Source organism: Anoxybacillus sp. EFIL, from assembly GCF_013096955.1.
Lineage (GTDB): Bacteria > Bacillota > Bacilli > Bacillales > Anoxybacillaceae > Anoxybacillus > Anoxybacillus ayderensis.
This window is the reverse complement of sequence record NZ_SDLH01000009.1, coordinates 60,567-79,359: the sequence shown is the minus strand read 5'-3', so window position 1 is coordinate 79,359 and position 18,793 is coordinate 60,567. Positions and strand designations below refer to the sequence as shown.

Below are 18,793 nucleotides of genomic sequence, written 5' to 3'. Positions count from 1 at the left end.
TGTTTTCATCATAAATGTTTTTGTTTGTTTGTCAAGAAGGGAAAAACAATGTATGATGAAAGCGTCTGCAAAAAATTGCAAACGAATAGGTGATGGGAATGAAAAAAGTATTAATTGTTGGGGCAGGCAAAGGTGGAAGTGCATTATTAAAAATGTTTCATGAAACGAAATTGATGGATGTCGTGGCGATTGTGGATCGAAACGAAGATGCCCCTGGGATAAAAGCTGCGCGCGAAATGGGGATCCAAACGAGCAAACATTGGCGCGATGTGTTAACAGATGATCTTGACATTATCGTTGAGGTCACAGGAGATGATGAAGTGTTTACTGCGTTGCGCAAAGAAAGTCCGGGGCATACGGTCGTTATTCCTGGTGATATCGCTTACATTATTGCGCAGCTTGTGGAAGAAAAAGAGCAACTCATTGCGACGTTAAAAACAGCAACAACGAAACACGATTTAATTTTTCATTCTACGCATGACGGAATGATCGTCATTGACGAACGTGGTTTTGTCACTCATATGAATCCGAGCGCAGAAAAAATGATTGGAAAAAGAAAAAAAGAAGTCATTGGCACGCATATTTTGCGTGTTATTCCAGCTAGCGGATTGCCGCGTGTATTACAAACGAGAGAAGTTGAGTTGAATCAAGAATTAATATTAGAAAACGGAAAAAAAATGATTACGACACGCATCCCGCTTATTGATGAAACTGGAAAATTATTTGGTGCTTTCGCTGTATTTAAAGACATTACAGAAGTTGTCCATCTAGCAGAAGAAGTAACGAATTTAAAAGAAATTCGCACGATGTTAGAAGCGATTATTCACTCTTCAGAAGAAGCGATTTCTGTTGTTGATGAATACGGTAACGGCATTTTAATTAATCCTGCATATACAAAATTAACAGGGTTAACAGAAGAAGAAGTGATCGGAAAACCGGCGACAGCGGACATTTCTGAAGGAGAAAGCATGCATATGAAAGTGTTGAAAACGCGGCGGCCGGTCAGAGGAGTGCGCATGAAAGTCGGTCCGAAAAAGCGCGATGTCGTTGTTAATGTTGCGCCAATTATCGTCGACGGCACGTTAAAAGGAAGCGTCGGTGTCATTCATGATGTATCAGAAATTGAACAGTTGACTTCTGAGTTACAACGCGCCCGCCAAATTATTCGTACATTAGAAGCAAAATACTCATTTGATGATATTGTCGGCACATCAGAAGAGATGATGTTAGCGATTGAACAAGCAAAATTAGCGGCGAAAACACCTGCAACGATTTTGCTTCGCGGGGAGTCGGGAACAGGGAAAGAACTGTTTGCCCACGCCATTCATAATGCTAGTGATCGAAAATATCATAAATTTGTTCGTGTAAACTGTGCCGCCATTTCCGAATCGTTGCTTGAAAGTGAATTGTTCGGCTACGAGGAAGGAGCGTTCTCAGGCGCAAGGCGCGGAGGGAAAAAAGGATTGTTTGAGGAAGCGAACAACGGAAGCATTTTTTTAGATGAGATTGGCGAATTATCCGCCAATATGCAAGCGAAATTGTTGCGTGTGTTACAAGAAAAAGAAATTGTGCGCGTCGGTGGCACGAAGCCAATTCCAATTAATGTGCGCGTCATTGCTGCGACGAATGTTCACTTGGAAAAAGCGATTGCCGACGGGACATTTCGTGAAGACTTATATTATCGGCTCAATCGCATGCCGATTTACATTCCTCCGTTGCGTGCACGAAAGCAAGATATTCCTGCGTTATGTGAACGGCTCATACAAAAACTAAATCAAGATTACGGGCGCAATGTGGAGGGAATTACGGATGATGCCCTTGCTTATTTACTGTCGTACGATTGGCCGGGAAATGTACGTGAACTAGAAAACGTACTAGGACGCGCGATGATTTTTATGAAATATAATGAAGTGATCATTGAACGAAAGCATATTTCATTGTTGCACAAATCGAAAGAGCCAGAACATCTTTCGTCCCATGAATTGTCTTATGGGCGTAAACCGCTAAACGAGCTCGTGGAGCAATACGAAGCGAAAGTCATTGAGAACGTTTTACAAGCGTGCCAAGGAAATAAAACCGCAGCTGCCAAACAACTAGGCATTTCGATTCGAAATTTATACTACAAGCTTGAAAAGTATGGACTTGATAAAAAAAGCATGCAATAATATTCATAGTATGCAAAAAGTTGCAATGAAAAAATAAATAAAATAAAGCGTTTTCAATAACAAAAAAGTTGGCATGCTTTTTGCAAGAATAAAAAGTGACGAAAAAACAAAGGGGTTGAGCAGATGAGATGAAGCTACAATCGTTAATCACCAAAGCAACCCAATTTCCTGAAGCAACCATAGCTGTTGCGGCAGCTGAAGACGAAGAGGTGTTAAAAGCAGTCGCACAAGCGTTACAAGCAGGATTCGGGCGATTTATTTTATATGGCGATGAATCCGTTTTATCGCGTCTTGTTCCCGAATATGTTCAAGACGAAAATCGCGATGCCATCCGCATCGTTCATGCTTCGACAAAAGAAGAATCAGCTCACATGGCCGTCAAAGCGGTACATGGAAAAGAAGCAAGCGTCTTAATGAAAGGGAACGTACCGACAGCAACGATTTTAAAAGTAGTGCTCAATAAAGAATATGGACTTCGCACAGGCCGTGTGTTATCACATGTTGCTTTGTTTGATGTGCCACATTATGGACGGCCGATTCTCGTTACAGATGCCGCGATGAACATTGCGCCTGATTTGCAACAAAAAACAGAAATCATTATGAATGCGGTACAAGTGGCGAAAGCGATTGGTATTCATACACCGAAAGTTGCGCCGCTCGCCGCTGTTGAAGTTGTGAATCCAGCGATGCCAGCTACGATTGATGCAGCAGCGTTGTCGCTTATGAATCAACGCGGACAGCTAAAAGATTGCATCGTCGATGGCCCGCTCGCTTTAGATAATGCCATTTCCGTTGAATCTGCCCAACATAAAGGCATTGAAAGTTCGGTGGCAGGACATGCTGATATTTTAGTTGTACCGAACATTGAAACAGGGAATGTGCTATATAAATCGCTCGTCTATTTTGCCCGCGCGCAAGTCGGAGCGATCATTGCTGGCGCGAAAGCACCAATTGTATTAACATCGCGCGCGGATTCAGCAGAAAGTAAATTGTATTCATTAGCATTAGCCATTTGTGCAACGAACGAATAACAAGGGGGAACGAAAGATGGAGATTTTCAAATATATGGAGCAATACGACTATGAGCAATTAGTATTTTGCCAAGATAAAGAATCAGGATTGAAAGCGATTATCGCTATTCATGATACAACACTTGGACCAGCATTAGGCGGCACGCGCATGTGGATGTATGAATCAGAAGATGCAGCGATTGAAGATGCGCTTCGTTTAGCGCGTGGGATGACGTATAAAAACGCAGCAGCTGGGTTAAATCTTGGCGGTGGAAAAGCGGTCATCATTGGGGATCCGCGGAAAGATAAAAACGAAGCGATGTTCCGTGCGTTCGGTCGCTTTATTCAAGGGTTAAACGGTCGCTACATTACAGCGGAGGATGTTGGTACAACCGTTGCTGATATGGATATTATTTACGAGGAAACAGACTATGTAACAGGGATTTCACCAGCATTCGGTTCGTCTGGAAACCCTTCTCCGGTTACTGCGTACGGCGTTTATCGTGGCATGAAAGCAGCAGCGAAAGAGGCTTTCGGTAGCGATTCACTTGAAGGAAAAGTGATCGCGGTACAAGGAGTCGGTAATGTCGCTTACAATTTATGTCGTCATCTTCATGAAGAAGGGGCGAAGCTTATCGTTACAGACATTAATAAAGAAGCGGTGCAACGCGTTGTTGAAGAGTTTGGCGCACAAGCCGTTGACCCGAACGATATTTACAGCGTAGACTGCGACATTTTCGCTCCGTGTGCCCTTGGCGGTGTGATTAACGATCAAACGATTCCTCAATTAAAAGCGAAAGTCATTGCAGGCGCTGCGAACAACCAATTGCGCGAAGCAAGACATGGCGATATCATTCATGAAATGGGTATCGTTTATGCGCCAGACTATGTGATTAACGCGGGCGGTGTCATTAACGTAGCGGATGAGCTATACGGATATAACCGCGAACGCGCGATGAAAAAAGTTGAACAAATTTATAACAATATTGAAAAAGTCATCGAAATTGCGAAGCGTGACGGCATTCCGACATACCAAGCAGCAGACCGTTTAGCTGAAGAGCGCATTGCAAAAATGCGTCAATCACGCAGCCAATTTTTACAAAACGGTCAACACATTTTAAGCCGTCGTCGCACACGTTAAACATAACAAAGCGAGGACGTTCGTTCTCGCTTTGTCGATGATAAAAAATGGAGGGGCAAACATTGCAGGAACATTCATTTCGCATCTTAGTCATTAATCCGGGATCGACGTCAACAAAAATTGGCGTTTTTCATAATGAACGCTCCATTTTTGAAAAAACGATTCGTCATGATACAGAGGCGTTACGAGCGTATAAAAAAATCATTGACCAATATGAATTTCGTAAACAAACGATTTTAGAAACGCTTGATCATGAAGGGATAAATATTTCAAAGCTCGATGCGGTATGCGGACGCGGAGGCTTACTTCGCCCGATCGAAGGCGGTACGTATGCTGTCAACGAGATAATGTTACAAGACTTAAGACGTGGATACTCTGGTCAGCACGCGTCAAATCTCGGGGGCATTTTAGCTCACGAAATTGCTTCTGCATTAAATATCCCAGCATTTATTGTCGACCCAGTCGTTGTAGACGAACTGGACCCGATCGCTCGCATTTCCGGTTTCTCGTTAATCGAGCGTCGCAGCATTTTCCATGCATTAAATCAAAAAGCGGTTGCTCGTCGCGTCGCCAAACAGATGGGGAAAGCGTATGAAGAAGTCAATTTCATCGTCGCACATATGGGCGGTGGAATTACTGTTGGCGCGCATAAATGTGGGCGCGTCATTGATGTCAATAACGGATTAGATGGGGAAGGTCCGTTTAGCCCGGAACGTGCTGGGACTGTTCCAGCTGGCGATCTCGTCTCCCTTTGTTTCTCTGGTGAGTATTATCGTGAAGAAGTGATGCGCATGCTCGTTGGAGGAGGAGGTCTTGTTGGGTATTTAGGGACGAATGATGCGGTGAAAGTTGAAAAAATGATTGAAAATGGTGATGAAAAAGCGAAACTCGTTTATAGCGCGATGGCATACCAAGTAGCGAAAGAAATTGGAGCTGCAAGCGCAGTGTTAGCCGGGAAAGTGGATGCCATCATTTTAACGGGTGGTTTAGCATACGGAAAACAGTTTGTGAAAGAAATTGCTGATCGGGTACAATGGATTGCCGATGTCATCGTGCAACCAGGGGAAAATGAATTGCAGGCACTTGCTGAAGGGGCACTTCGCGTGTTGCGTGGAGAAGAAGAAGCGAAACAATATCCACAAGCGGTCAAAACAACAGTTTAAGGGGATGAAACGATGGCTAAAGAGTACGATGTCGTGATACTTGGCGGTGGAACGGGCGGATATGTTGCCGCTATTCGTGCGGCCCAACTCGGTTTAAAAACAGCGGTTGTTGAAAAAGGAAAGCTTGGGGGAACGTGTTTGCATGCAGGATGTATCCCGAGCAAAGCGTTATTGCGCAGCGCAGAAGTGTATGCTCAAACGAAACAAAGCGAAACGTTTGGCGTGTTTGCTAGGGAAGTGCGTTTAGATTTTGCTCAAGTACAAGCGCGCAAACAGGCGATCATTGATCAACTGCATAAAGGGATCCACATGTTAATGAAAAAAGGAAAAATCGATGTATATGAAGGAACAGGACGCATTTTAGGACCTTCCATCTTTTCACCGATGCCTGGAACGATTTCTGTTGAGATGAATGATGGAACGGAAAATGAAATGCTCGTACCAAAATATGTCGTGATTGCAACAGGATCTCGTCCGCGCACGTTACCGGGGTTAACCATTGATGGACAATTCGTTATGACGTCCGATGAAGCGTTGCGCATGGAAACGTTGCCAGCTTCCATTATCATCGTCGGTGGCGGAGTCATTGGAATTGAATGGGCGTCAATGTTAAACGATTTTGGCGTAGATGTCACCGTCGTTGAATATGCTGATCGCATTTTACCAACGGAAGATCGCGACGTATCAAAAGAAATAGAAAAAATATTAAAACAACGTGGTGTACGCATCGTTACGAAGGCAAAAGTATTGCCTGACACGCTCGTTGTTGAGAACGGTGTACGCATTGAAGCAGAGATCAATGGACAAAACGAAACGTTTACAGCTGAAAAAATGCTCGTTTCCGTCGGACGTCAAGCGAACGTTGAAGGAATCGGATTGGAAAATACCGATGTTGTTATTGAAAAAGGATTTATTCAAACAAACGAGTATTATCAAACGAAAGAAAAACATATTTATGCGATTGGCGATGTGATCGGCGGTTTGCAACTTGCCCATGTCGCTTCACATGAAGGAATCATCGCGATTGAACATCTTGCTGGAAATACTGTTCATCCACTCGATTATACGATGGTGCCAAAATGTATTTACAGTCGTCCTGAAGCGGCAAGCGTTGGTTTAACAGAAGAAGAAGCGAAAACAAAAGGATATGACGTGAAAGTCGGCAAATTTCCGTTTAAAGCGATCGGCAAAGCGCTTGTGTATGGGGAAGCTGAAGGATTTGTAAAAATCGTCGCCGATGCAAAAACAGATGATGTACTCGGTGTGCATATGGTTGGCCCACATGTAACGGATATGATTTCTGAAGCTGGATTAGCGCGTGTGCTCAATGCAACACCTTGGGAAATTGCCCACACGATTCATCCGCATCCGACGCTGTCAGAAGCGATGATGGAAGCGGCGCTTGCTGTTGACGGAAAAGCGATTCATTTTTAAAGGAGGAATGAATGATGGCGGAAAATCGTCATAAACAACTCGGTTTAAGCGATGAAACCGTTTTACAAATGTATGAAACGATGGTGTTAGCGCGTAAAATTGACGAGCGGATGTGGTTGTTAAACCGCGCAGGTAAAATTCCGTTCGTTATCTCTTGCCAAGGACAAGAAGCGGCGCAAGTAGGGGCGGCATTCGCTTTAGATCGCACGAAAGATTACATCTTGCCGTATTATCGTGACATGGGTGTTGTATTAACGTTCGGTATGACACCGACAGAATTGATGCTTTCAGCATTTGCGAAAGCGGAAGATCCAAACTCTGGCGGTCGCCAAATGCCAGGGCATTTCGGGAAAAAGAAAAACCGAATCGTCACAGGTTCTTCCCCTGTTACAACACAAGTGCCACATGCGGTTGGCATTGCGTTAGCAGCAAAAATGGAGAAAAAAGATTTCGTATCGTTCGTTACATTTGGAGAAGGGTCTTCGAACCAAGGTGACTTCCACGAAGGAGCAAACTTTGCAGGCGTTCATAAGCTGCCGGTCATCTTTATGTGCGAAAACAATAAATATGCCATCTCTGTTCCAATTGAAAAACAATTAGCATGCGAAAAAGTGTCAGACCGTGCGATCGGCTATGGCATGCCAGGATATACAGTAGACGGTACAGATCCGCTTGAAGTATATCGCGTCGTAAAAGAAGCAGCAGATCGTGCGCGCCGTGGTGAAGGACCAACATTAATTGAAACGGTTGCTTATCGTTTAACAGCGCATTCATCAGACGATGACGATCGTGCATATCGTACGCCAGAAGAAATTGCAGAAGCAAAATCAAAAGATCCAATTTATTTATTTGCGAACTACTTAAAAGAAGTAGGCGTATTAACGGATGAGCTGGAAAAAGAAATTGTTGATCGCGTGATGAAACAAGTGAACGAAGCGACAGACTACGCCGAAAAAGCACCATACGCACAACCAGAACATGCGTTGAAATACGTGTACGCAGAGGAGGAATAAACATGCCTGTCATTTCATATATCGATGCCGTTACGATGGCCATTCGCGAAGAAATGGAACGTGACCCGCGCGTATTCGTACTTGGAGAAGATGTTGGAAAAAAAGGGGGCGTATTTAAAGCGACGCAAGGGCTTTATGATCAATTTGGGGAAGAGCGAGTCATTGATACGCCGTTAGCGGAATCTGCGATTGTTGGTGTCGGGATCGGTGCAGCGATGTACGGATTACGCCCAATTGCTGAAATTCAATTTGCGGATTTTATTATGCCTGCTGTCAACCAAATTATTTCGGAAGCGGCGCGCATTCGTTATCGTTCGAATAACGATTGGAATTGTCCGATTGTTATTCGTGCTCCATATGGTGGCGGTGTTCACGGAGCGTTATATCATTCTCAATCTGTTGAAGCGATTTTTGCAAATCAGCCGGGATTAAAAATCGTTATGCCGTCTACACCGTACGATGTGAAAGGATTATTAAAAGCGGCGATTCGTGATGAAGATCCAGTGTTGTTCTTTGAGCATAAGAGAGCATATCGTCTCATTAAAGGAGAAGTTCCAACAGACGACTATGTGCTGCCGATCGGTAAAGCAGATGTCAAACGTGAAGGAGAAGACATTACAGTTATTACGTACGGCTTATGCGTTCATTTTGCTCTGCAAGCTGCTGAAAAATTGGCGCAAGAAGGCATTTCCGCTCACATTTTAGATTTGCGTACCGTCTATCCGCTCGATAAAGAAGCGATTATTGAAGCAGCAAGCAAAACAGGAAAAGTATTGCTTGTGACAGAGGACAACAAAGAAGGAAGCGTCATGAGCGAAGTAGCGGCGATTATTGCAGAACATTGCTTATTCGATTTAGACGCACCAATTATGCGACTAGCTGGTCCAGACGTTCCAGCTATGCCATATGCGCCAACGATGGAAAAATTCTTTATGGTCAACCCAGATAAAGTCGAAAAGGCGATGCGCGAATTGGCGCAGTTTTAAGGAGGAGTCACGATGGCGATTGAGAAAATTACGATGCCACAGCTTGGGGAAAGTGTAACGGAAGGGACGATTAGTCAATGGCTCGTATCTGTTGGGACTCGTGTCAACAAATATGATCCGCTTGCCGAAGTGATGACAGATAAAGTGAATGCAGAAATTCCATCTTCATTTGCTGGTGTCATTAAAGAAATTATCGCAAAAGAAGGGGAAACGTTGCCAGTTGGCGCCGTCATTTGTACGATTGAAGTCGAAGGAGAAGGCATAGAAACGGCGGAAACGAAACAAGAAGAAGCACCGAAAGCGGAAGCTCCGGCAGCGCCAGCACAAGCAGCAGCGCCGAAAAAACCGGCGGGAGAAAGAGGCCGCTATTCGCCAGCCGTTCTTCGCCTTGCCCAAGAGCACAACATCGACCTTGAACAAGTACAAGGAACAGGCATGGGCGGACGCATTACGCGCAAAGACTTGTTGAAATTGATCGAATCCGGCAACATTCCAACGCCAAGTCAAACGCCAACCGCTCCGGTTCAAGCGCCTGTGCAGTCGGTACAAGAAGCGCCAAAAGCGGAAGCTTCAGTTGCGGCAGCACCGAAACAAGCCGCTGCGCCTAACGTACCGCTTCAACCAGGCGATATTGAAATTCCAGTGACACCAGTTCGAAAAGCGATTGCGACAAATATGCTTCGTAGCAAACATGAAGCACCGCACGCATGGACGATGGTTGAAGTCGATGTAACAAACTTAGTTGCTTATCGCGATTCGATTAAAGACGAATTTAAAAAGCGCGAAGGCTTTAACTTAACGTATTTTGCGTTTTTTGTAAAAGCGGTGGCTCAAGCATTAAAAGAATTCCCACAAATGAACTCGATGTGGGCAGGAGATAAAATTGTTCAAAAGAAAGATATTAACATTTCAATTGCCGTAGCAACAGATGACGCCTTATTCGTTCCAGTCATTAAACATGCTGATGAAAAATCAATTAAAGGAATTGCGCGTGAAATTGCTGAATTAGCCGCAAAAGTGCGCGCAGGTAAGCTCCGTCCGGAAGATATGCAAGGGGGCACATTTACAGTCAATAACACAGGTTCGTTCGGTTCGGTGCAATCGATGGGAATCATTAACTACCCGCAAGCAGCGATTTTACAAGTTGAATCGATCGTGAAACGCCCGATTGTCAAAGACGGTATGATTGCGGTTCGCGATATGGTTAACCTTTGCTTATCGCTAGATCATCGCGTGCTCGATGGTTTAATTTGCGGTCGCTTTTTAGCGCGTGTCAAAGAAATTTTAGAGCATGTCACAAAAGAAAACACACCAATTTACTAATGATGATGAGGAGGGTAACGAATAGTTATCCTCTTCTTCTTATATCAACGATTTCTCTTTTCTTCCTTTCGACGATGTACTACAATAAAAAATGTAACGAATATTTTCAAAAATAAGAAAAGAAAGCGTTTTAACAAAAAAGGGGGATGGGGTGCCACAATGAAACAAATATCGTTTCCGATTCCAAGCTACGACGAATGGAAACAAGAAGTGGAAAAATCGCTAAAAGGGAAGCCATTTGATCGATTATACGCCACAACATATGAGCAAATTCAATTAAAACCGATTTATACACGCGCTGATGTAGAGGGGTTGCCTATTGAACAATATCCAGGTTTTCCTTCATATGTGCGCGGAACAGAAGTAGAAGGATATATAAAAAAAGGGTGGGAAGTCAGTCAACAGTGCGAGGCTTCGACACCTGAACGATGGAATGAGCTGATGAAACATCAACTTGAACGTGGACAGACAGAAATTCATGTCGTATTGCCGAAGCTAAAATTTGTTATTGAAACGATAGAACAAATAAAAACGATGTTTTCAAACATTTCTTTAGAAAATTACTCGCTTCGCATCGATACAGGGGCATGTGCATTTCCGTTTCTTCCGCTTTTTGTCGCATATATTGAGGAAAGTGAACAGCCGCTTAGTCGCATGCGCGGGACGATCGGAATGGATCCACTTCATTCATTGACGATCACAGGAAAGCTTCCTATGTCGCTTTCTACTTTATACGATGTCATGGCAGATGTGACGAAATGGGCGAAAACACATATGCCACATGTGAAAACAATTCTCGTTCATGCCGATCCGTATCATAATGGGGGAGGGCATGCGATTCAACAGCTTGCATTTACTTTTGCCTCAGCCGTAGAGTATGTAAACGAATGTCTCGGGCGTGGATTAACGATTGATGACGTATCCAACCGTATCGATTTTTCTTTCCCAGTTGGCTCACATTTCTTTATAGAAATTGCGAAGCTACGTGCTGCGCGGCTCATTTGGTCAAACATTGTGCAAGCGTTCGGAGGAAGCGAACAAGCGCAAAAACTATCCATTCATGCGCGTACGTCGTATTTTACGAAAACGGTATACGATCCGTACGTCAACATGCTTCGCGCAACGACAGAAGCGTTTGCTGCGATCGTCGGTGGAGCAAACAGCCTTCATGTTTCACCATTTAACGAACCGTTTGCAACAGAAGATGAATTTGCAGAGCGCATCGCTAGAAACACACAACTTATTTTGTTAGAAGAAGCCCATATCGGAAAAGTGATTGACCCAGCTGGCGGATCGTATTATGTAGAAACGTTGACAGCACAAATAGCAGAAGAAGCTTGGAAATTATTTCAACAAATCGAAGCGCAAGGCGGGATGACAAAAGCGCTTCAATGTGGATTTGTGCAAAAGGAAATTGAAAACGTAGCAAAACAACGTGAACAACATGTGAAAGAAAGAAAAGAAAAGATCGTCGGAACGAACGTATATGCAAACATCGCTGAGCCGTCAGCACCGAAACATACGTACACTGCTTACGGAAGCAATCATATGTATATCGATATAAAAACAATGGAAGAGGCGCTTTCGCTTGTTAAACGTCGAGCGATCGCTCAACATGTTATACATGAAAAGGAAAGTTCAGCCGTGATTGTGTCACCGATTCGACAATGGCGTTTATCTGAGCCGTTTGAACAGCTTCGCAAAGCATCGGAACGCCATGCAGAAACAAGCGGTCAGCGTCCAACTGTGCATCTTGTAAATCTCGGTTCCATTCCAAAACATAAAGCGCGCGCTGATTTTATGACAGGCTTTTTTGAAGCGGGAGGATTTACGGTCGTAAAAAATGACGGTTATATGACGATAGAGGAAGCCGTCAACGGCATACTTGAAGCAAACGGAACGCATTATATCATTTGCGGGACAGATGATGATTATGTAGATGCCGTTCCGCATATTGTGCGTCAAGTAAAAACGGAAAAAAGCGATGTTCGCATATATGTCGCAGGAAAGCTACCATCACATATTGAAGCAACGTTTATAGAAGCGGGCGTCAATGGATTCATTCATATCGGTTCGAACTGCTACGATACGATTTTCGCATTTATGAAAGATATGGGAGTGAACGTGGATGGGGAAAATTAATTTTGCCAATCGATCGTTACAATATGGAAAGCCAGTTGATGAACAAACGTGGAAAAAAGCGATCGAACAAAAAGTAAGAGCAACATTCGATGAACTCGTATTCCAAACAAACGAACATATTGCGATCAAACCGCTATATACGAAAGAAGATATAGCAGACCTCGATTTTCTTGACTATATGCCGGGCATTCCGCCATACGTTCGTGGACCATATCCATCGATGTACGTCAATCGCCCATGGACGATTCGTCAATACGCTGGCTTTTCGACAGCGGAAGAAAGTAATGCATTTTATCGTCGCAACTTAGCGATGGGTCAAAAAGGGCTGTCTGTCGCTTTTGATCTTGCAACACATCGAGGATACGACTCCGACCATCCGCGCGTTATCGGGGATGTCGGCAAGGCAGGGGTCGCCATTGATTCTGTGTTAGATATGAAAACGTTATTTGAAGGCATCCCGCTTGACCAAATGTCGGTGTCGATGACGATGAACGGTGCCGTATTGCCAATTATGGCGTTTTACATTGTGACGGCTGAAGAACAAGGAGTAAAACAAGAACAGCTATCTGGAACGATTCAAAATGACATTTTAAAGGAATATATGGTGCGGAATACGTACATTTATCCACCAGAAATGTCCATGCGTATTATTGCAGACATTTTTGCGTATACGTCCAAACATATGCCGAAATTCAACAGCATAAGCATTTCAGGTTACCATATGCAAGAAGCAGGAGCACCTGCAGATATTGAACTCGCTTATACGCTTGCGGATGGATTAGAGTATGTGCGCACAGGACTAAAAGCAGGCATTGACATCGATTCATTTGCTCCGCGCCTATCGTTTTTCTGGGCGATTGGGATGAACTATTTTATGGAAGTAGCAAAAATGCGGGCAGCGCGAATCATTTGGGCGAAAATGATGAAAACATTTAACCCGAAAAACCAAAAATCGCTCGCCCTTCGCACGCATTCGCAAACATCGGGATGGAGCTTAACTGAACAAGATCCGTTTAATAATGTCGTGCGCACATGTTTAGAAGCGCATGCCGCAGCGATGGGACATACGCAGTCGCTTCATACAAATGCGCTTGATGAGGCAATTGCATTACCGACGGACTTTTCCGCTCGCATCGCACGCAACACGCAGCTTTATTTACAAGAAGAAACAGGCATTTGCCAAGTCATTGACCCATGGGCAGGTTCGTATTATGTGGAAACGTTAACGAACGAATTAATGAAGCGTGCATGGGCTCATATTGAAGAAATCGAAAATCTCGGCGGAATGGCGAAAGCGATTGAAACAGGTTTGCCAAAAATGCGCATCGAAGAAGCTGCGGCAAGAAGGCAAGCAAAAATTGACTCCGGTGCGGAGACGATTATCGGCGTGAATAAATATCGTCCAGAAAAAGAACAACCGATCGATATTTTAGAAGTGGATAATACGGCCGTTAGAGAGCGGCAAATTGAAAAATTAAAACAGTTGCGCGCTTCTCGTGATGAAGAACGCGTTCAACAAACGCTACGTGCGATTACGAAAGCAGCAGAAACAGGTGAAGGAAACTTGCTTGAATTGGCGGTAGAGGCAGCGCGCGCTCGGGCGACGTTAGGAGAAATATCTGATGCGATTGAAAAAGTAGCAGGCAGGCATAAAGCCGTCATTCGTTCCGTTAGCGGCGTATATAGTTCCGAGTTTACAAACGAAGAAGAAATTGCCCGCGTCAAAAAAATGACGGATGAATTTTACGAGCTAGAAGGAAGACGACCACGCATTTTAATCGCAAAAATGGGACAAGATGGACATGACCGCGGAGCAAAAGTGATTGCGACGGCATTTGCTGATTTAGGGTTTGATGTCGATATCGGTCCTCTCTTTCAAACACCAGAAGAAACAGCTCGGCAAGCGGTTGAAAACGATGTCCATGTCGTCGGCATGAGCTCGCTTGCTGCGGGGCATAAAACGTTGTTGCCACAACTTGTTGAAGAGTTGCGAAAATTAGGTCGTGAAGATATTATCGTTGTCGTTGGTGGAGTCATTCCACCACAAGACTACGAATTTTTATATGAACATGGTGCAGCTGCAATTTTTGGACCAGGTACAATCATCCCGGTAGCAGCACAAAAAGTATTGCATGAAATTTATCGGCGACTCGGTTACGAGGAAGTGAGTGAATGAGCGAAGAACGGACATCTCGGCCTGAATGGGCTGATGACGGCAAGATGTTTGCAACGTCGTATGTGAAAGGAAACGATCGTGCCCATTTAGCGAAAGAAAACCGATCGGTCAAACGAAAAGAACGTTCCGTTGAGGAATATGTTGCAGGTGTATTGAATCATGATCGCACCATTTTAGCGCAAGCGATCACGCTTATTGAAAGCAATGCAGCAAAACATACCGAAAAAGCTCAGCGCATTTTGCATGAACTTCTTCCATATGTCGGGCGCTCCATTCGCATTGGTATCACCGGTGTGCCGGGAGCAGGAAAAAGTACGTTTATTGAAGCGTTTGGACAATTTTTATGTGAGAAAGGACATCGTGTTGCCGTATTAGCTGTCGATCCGAGCAGTTCAATTACAGGAGGAAGCATTCTTGGCGATAAAACGCGCATGGAACATTTAGCGCGCCATCCTCGTGCGTTTATTCGTCCCTCCCCATCAGGCGGGACGCTCGGTGGCGTGCATCGCAAAACGCGCGAGACGATGTTGCTTTGTGAAGCAGCTGGATATGATGTAATTCTTGTGGAAACGGTCGGTGTTGGTCAAAGCGAAGTGGCGGTGCGCGGTATGGTTGATTTTTTCTTATTGCTCGCTTTAACGGGCGCTGGTGATGAATTGCAAGGAATGAAAAAAGGAATGATGGAACTCGTCGATGCGATCGTCATTAATAAAGCAGATGGCGACAATAAAAAGAAAGCAGAAGTAGCGAAAGAAGAATATAATCAAATTTTACACTACTTGCGCCATGCAACGAAAGGTTGGGAAACGAAAGCCTATACATGTTCTTCTCTTTACGGAGAAGGAATTGAACAAATTTGGGAAGTGATCGAACAGTTTGTGCAAACGACAAAACAATCGGGTGTGTTTGAGGAAAGAAGAAGAGAACAGATGAAAGATTGGCTGCATGCGATGATTAAAGATTATTTACACAACCGCTTTTTTCATCATCCAGTTGTACAACAACAGTTGCCGGCTATTGAACAAGAGGTGATGGCAGGAAAACAGCCTGTCACGATGGCTGCCGAGCAATTAATTCGTTTATATGAACAAATGTAAAAGGTGTCCGTGATGGGCACCTTTTACATTTGAATGTGTTATAATAGGGGCGGAGTGTGATAGCTATGCTAAAAATTGGTTATCGAACGACGAAAACGGCGATCGGAACGGCGAGCGCGATTGCGATTGCCCAATCGTTACATCTTGAAAATTTTGCTTCTGCTGGCATTATTACATTACTTTGCGTTCAAGTGACGAAAAAAAAATCATTGCAAACAGCGCGCGCTCGGTTTGTTGCTGGTTTAGTTGGTTTGTTGTTTTCGTTTTTCTTTTTTGAAGGGCTTCGTTATCATCCGATTTCGATCGGTTTATTGCTGTTATTTTTTATTCCGACGACCGTTTCGTTGAAAGTGACGGAAGGAATTGCGACAAGTGCGGTCATTATTTTGCATGTATATATGGCGAAAGCGATGACGTGGCATCTCGTATATAATGAAGTGATGTTAATGATCATCGGCATCGGCATCGCTTTGCTCGTCAATATGTACATGCCGAGCGTGGAAAAAGATTTAAAAGAATATCAACGCATCGTAGAAGACTTATTTCGCATCATTTTTAAAGAAATTGTTCATTATTTACGGACGAATGAAAGTTTATGGGACGGAAAAGAAATTGCGTTAGCGAGCGATACGTTAAAGCAAGCAAAGGCGCTTGCGTTGCAAAATATTGAAAATCATTTTTTGCGCAATGAAGATTATTATTACCGATATTTTCGTATGCGCGAACGGCAATTTGAAATTATTGAGCGGATGTTGCCGCTTATTAGTTCCATGACATATACGGTCGAGCAACGCAATATGATTGCTGATTTTATCGATGAACTAAGCGATGCGATTCACCCGGGAAATACAGCGGATCGTTTTATTCGGCAACTTGAGGAGATGAAAAAACAGTTTCAACAAATGCCGTTACCAAAAACGCGCGAGGAGTTTGAACAACGTGCGGCTCTTTTGCATTTTGTGAAAGAGATGGAACAATATTTAATTATCAAAAGTCAATTGTAGCGGTATGGTTGCCCTTTTTTTACGCACAATAATTGAAAAAGGGTGAGATGATGCCGCTTCTTTTTGCTTTCTTTCTTTTTCTTTCACCGCTTTGGCCGCTTGGAGACAATCCGCGTGTTGGTGATCCGATGATTATTGTTAACAAACAAACGAATCAACTTGCTTTTATTCGCCATGGAAAAATTGAACGTATATATCGTGTTGCTACAGGAAAAACGAATGCGCTCACGCCAGAAGGATTATTTACCGTTACGGTGAAGGCGGTCAATCCGTACTATCGAAAGAAAAATATTCCAGGCGGCGCCCCGAACAATCCGCTCGGTACAAGATGGATCGGATTTGATGCGCGCGGGACAGATGGACGAACGTATGGGATTCATGGAACGAATCGACCGTCATCGATTGGACGTTATATAACAGAAGGATGTGTGCGCATGCACAATCGCGATGTCGAGGCGTTATATCCGAACGTGCCACTAGGAACGAAAGTAGCGATTGTAAAAACAAATGAATCGTTCCAACAGCTCGGTAAAAAGTATGGTTCTGTTTTTTCATTCAATCGTAAAAATTTTGATAAAATATATTTGAGATCACACTTCTTTCGTGATTATTTTTACATCTTATTGCATGGCTCTCTGATGAACATATATAGTAAAAGAGAAAGCGAGGTGAACAACGATCATGATGGCGAATCGAGTGGAAAGGCACATCATTTATCCAAACCATCCGTATTATCCGATGATCGATGAGTATTGTTTTCGGTCAAAAAACTTGTACAACTTCGCCAACTATCAAGTGAGGCAAACGTTTTTTCAGCACGGCACGTATCTTTCTTACAACAAGCTAGACAAACTGCTGAAAACAGAAGGGATGGATGCAGACTATCGAGCGATGCCAATGGCTCAATGTGCCCAACAAACGTTAAGAATGTTGCATCAAAATTGGCAATCATTTTTTAAGTCGATAAAAGATTGGACAAAAAACAAAGACAAATATACAGGCAGACCGAAACCGCCCAAATATCTCAAAAAAGACGGACGATATGTACTTGTGCTAACGAATCAATCATGTAAAGTCGTCGATGAACACATCACGTTTCCTGCCTGTTTTCAAGGGTTTCGGTTAAAAACAAACATGAAAGGAAATCTACAACAAGTCCGATTCATTCCAAAACACCGCCATATCATCGTCGAAGTCGTTTACAAAATCCCTATTCCACCGCAAAAACAAGATTACAACAGATACATCAGTATTGATTTGGGTTTAGATAACTTCGCAACCATTGTAAACAATGTGGGCAAACAACCAATCGTGATCAATGGTAAAGGTCTAAAATCCGTCAATCAATACTACAACAAACAAATGAGCCACTACCGCAAAGTAGCGAAACAGATGAATGGACTCGATTGGACAAAACGAATGAGCAAAATGACAGAAAAACGAAACCGCATCGTAGAAAACTTTATGCACCAAGCGAGTGCCTTTGTCATGAAACATGCGCTGTCTTTAGACTGCGATACGATTGTGGTGGGGATGAATAAAGATTGGAAGCGTGAAGTCCATCTCGGAAAGCGCACAAATCAAGCATTCGTTCACATTCCGTATCAAACGTTTCTTCATCAGTTGCAGTACAAAGCAAAACAGCATGGGATTCGCGTCATCGTGACAGAAGAAAGCTATACATCCAAATGCAGTTTTTTAGACATGGAAGAAATCAAAAAGCAAAAACAATACAAAGGAAAACGAATCAAGCGTGGACTGTTTCAATCTGAAAACGGAACGCTTATCCACGCAGATGTCAATGGGGCATACAACATCATGAGAAAAGTATTCCCAAAGGCGTTTGCCAATGGGATAGCGGGTGTGGGGTTACACCCGATCCGAGTACATGTCGCTTAAACGACGTGGACGGATAAACAATTTTGTTAAAATCTTTATCATTATTCTATGATTTTAATAAAATTGATAACCTGGGGCGCTGAAATAAAACAAAGAACAAGCTGACCGAATATGGTCAGCTTGTTCTATATCCACATGCTTAATCCAGCGAGCAAAGAAGTTAAAAGCATCGAGCCGAGCATTAAATAAACAACAATTTTTTGCACTTTTTTTGAATGCATGTTCTTCACCTCTTGCTTC

General features: G+C 43.5%; 14 protein-coding genes and 1 pseudogene. 14 read left to right on the top strand and 1 reads right to left on the bottom strand.

Annotated elements, in window-relative coordinates; all coding sequences use genetic code 11:
- Nucleotides 1–98: 98 nt before the first annotated feature.
- From ES017_RS12805 to ES017_RS12740, 14 genes and pseudogenes are all read left to right on the top strand, one after another.
- A complete protein-coding gene (locus ES017_RS12805; protein WP_021095262.1) occupies nt 99–2,165 on the top strand; it encodes a sigma 54-interacting transcriptional regulator in 2,067 nt (688 codons plus the stop codon).
- A 128-nt stretch (nt 2,166–2,293) separates the two neighbouring features.
- The gene (gene yqiS, locus ES017_RS12800) at nt 2,294–3,196 is read left to right on the top strand and encodes a phosphate butyryltransferase (RefSeq protein WP_021095263.1); all 903 of its coding nucleotides are present in this window, start codon (nt 2,294–2,296) and stop codon (nt 3,194–3,196) included.
- A gap of 16 nt (nt 3,197–3,212) precedes the next feature.
- Entirely contained in the window at nt 3,213–4,316 is a 1,104-nt protein-coding gene (gene bcd, locus ES017_RS12795; RefSeq protein ID WP_009373861.1) for a branched-chain amino acid dehydrogenase, read from the top strand.
- Between the two features lie 62 nt (nt 4,317–4,378).
- Entirely contained in the window at nt 4,379–5,479 is a 1,101-nt protein-coding gene (buk, locus tag ES017_RS12790) for a butyrate kinase (protein WP_021095264.1), read from the top strand.
- Nucleotides 5,480–5,491: 12 nt separating this feature from the next.
- On the top strand, nt 5,492–6,913 hold the full coding sequence (lpdA, locus tag ES017_RS12785) for a dihydrolipoyl dehydrogenase (protein WP_021095265.1): 1,422 nt from the start codon (nt 5,492–5,494) through the stop codon (nt 6,911–6,913).
- Between the two features lie 14 nt (nt 6,914–6,927).
- A complete protein-coding gene (locus ES017_RS12780; RefSeq protein WP_021095266.1) occupies nt 6,928–7,926 on the top strand; it encodes a thiamine pyrophosphate-dependent dehydrogenase E1 component subunit alpha in 999 nt (332 codons plus the stop codon).
- A 2-nt stretch (nt 7,927–7,928) separates the two neighbouring features.
- Nucleotides 7,929–8,912: an alpha-ketoacid dehydrogenase subunit beta gene (locus ES017_RS12775; protein WP_003394199.1), complete on the top strand. Its 984-nt coding sequence runs from the start codon at nt 7,929–7,931 to the stop codon at nt 8,910–8,912.
- A 12-nt stretch (nt 8,913–8,924) separates the two neighbouring features.
- Nucleotides 8,925–10,235 (top strand): dihydrolipoamide acetyltransferase family protein, encoded by a 1,311-nt coding sequence (locus ES017_RS12770; RefSeq protein ID WP_021095267.1) that lies wholly within the window; start codon nt 8,925–8,927, stop codon nt 10,233–10,235.
- A gap of 159 nt (nt 10,236–10,394) precedes the next feature.
- Entirely contained in the window at nt 10,395–12,377 is a 1,983-nt protein-coding gene (locus tag ES017_RS12765) for a methylmalonyl-CoA mutase family protein (protein ID WP_021095268.1), read from the top strand.
- Nucleotides 12,364–14,553 (top strand): methylmalonyl-CoA mutase, encoded by a 2,190-nt coding sequence (scpA, locus tag ES017_RS12760; protein WP_021095269.1) that lies wholly within the window; start codon nt 12,364–12,366, stop codon nt 14,551–14,553. Before ES017_RS12765 ends, scpA begins: the two co-directional genes overlap by 14 nt.
- The gene (gene meaB, locus ES017_RS12755; RefSeq protein ID WP_021095270.1) at nt 14,550–15,650 is read left to right on the top strand and encodes a methylmalonyl Co-A mutase-associated GTPase MeaB; all 1,101 of its coding nucleotides are present in this window, start codon (nt 14,550–14,552) and stop codon (nt 15,648–15,650) included. The genes scpA and meaB overlap by 4 nt, the downstream gene beginning before the upstream one ends.
- A 65-nt stretch (nt 15,651–15,715) precedes the next feature.
- Nucleotides 15,716–16,654 (top strand): aromatic acid exporter family protein, encoded by a 939-nt coding sequence (locus ES017_RS12750; protein ID WP_075038963.1) that lies wholly within the window; start codon nt 15,716–15,718, stop codon nt 16,652–16,654.
- Between the two features lie 50 nt (nt 16,655–16,704).
- Nucleotides 16,705–17,202: pseudogene (locus ES017_RS12745) on the top strand (L,D-transpeptidase); the annotation flags it as partial.
- 133 nt (nt 17,203–17,335) lie between these two features.
- Nucleotides 17,336–18,553 (top strand): RNA-guided endonuclease InsQ/TnpB family protein, encoded by a 1,218-nt coding sequence (locus ES017_RS12740; RefSeq protein WP_042534336.1) that lies wholly within the window; start codon nt 17,336–17,338, stop codon nt 18,551–18,553.
- 125 nt (nt 18,554–18,678) lie between these two features.
- Here the strand turns inward: ES017_RS12740 and prli42 are convergent, their stop codons facing one another.
- A complete protein-coding gene (gene prli42, locus ES017_RS12735) occupies nt 18,679–18,774 on the bottom strand; it encodes a stressosome-associated protein Prli42 (protein ID WP_009373849.1) in 96 nt (31 codons plus the stop codon).
- Nucleotides 18,775–18,793: the final 19 nt, after the last annotated feature.

Coding starts and splice junctions, on each gene's coding strand:
- ES017_RS12750 (WP_075038963.1), top strand. CDS start 15,716: ATGCTAAAAATTGGTTATCGAACGACGAAAACGGCGATCGGAACGGCG.
- scpA (WP_021095269.1), top strand. CDS start 12,364: ATGGGGAAAATTAATTTTGCCAATCGATCGTTACAATATGGAAAGCCA.
- ES017_RS12770 (WP_021095267.1), top strand. CDS start 8,925: ATGGCGATTGAGAAAATTACGATGCCACAGCTTGGGGAAAGTGTAACG.
- bcd (WP_009373861.1), top strand. CDS start 3,213: ATGGAGATTTTCAAATATATGGAGCAATACGACTATGAGCAATTAGTA.
- prli42 (WP_009373849.1), bottom strand. CDS start 18,774: ATGCATTCAAAAAAAGTGCAAAAAATTGTTGTTTATTTAATGCTCGGC.
- ES017_RS12805 (WP_021095262.1), top strand. CDS start 99: ATGAAAAAAGTATTAATTGTTGGGGCAGGCAAAGGTGGAAGTGCATTA.
- ES017_RS12740 (WP_042534336.1), top strand. CDS start 17,336: ATGATGGCGAATCGAGTGGAAAGGCACATCATTTATCCAAACCATCCG.
- ES017_RS12775 (WP_003394199.1), top strand. CDS start 7,929: ATGCCTGTCATTTCATATATCGATGCCGTTACGATGGCCATTCGCGAA.
- ES017_RS12780 (WP_021095266.1), top strand. CDS start 6,928: ATGGCGGAAAATCGTCATAAACAACTCGGTTTAAGCGATGAAACCGTT.
- ES017_RS12765 (WP_021095268.1), top strand. CDS start 10,395: ATGAAACAAATATCGTTTCCGATTCCAAGCTACGACGAATGGAAACAA.
- yqiS (WP_021095263.1), top strand. CDS start 2,294: ATGAAGCTACAATCGTTAATCACCAAAGCAACCCAATTTCCTGAAGCA.
- meaB (WP_021095270.1), top strand. CDS start 14,550: ATGAGCGAAGAACGGACATCTCGGCCTGAATGGGCTGATGACGGCAAG.
- lpdA (WP_021095265.1), top strand. CDS start 5,492: ATGGCTAAAGAGTACGATGTCGTGATACTTGGCGGTGGAACGGGCGGA.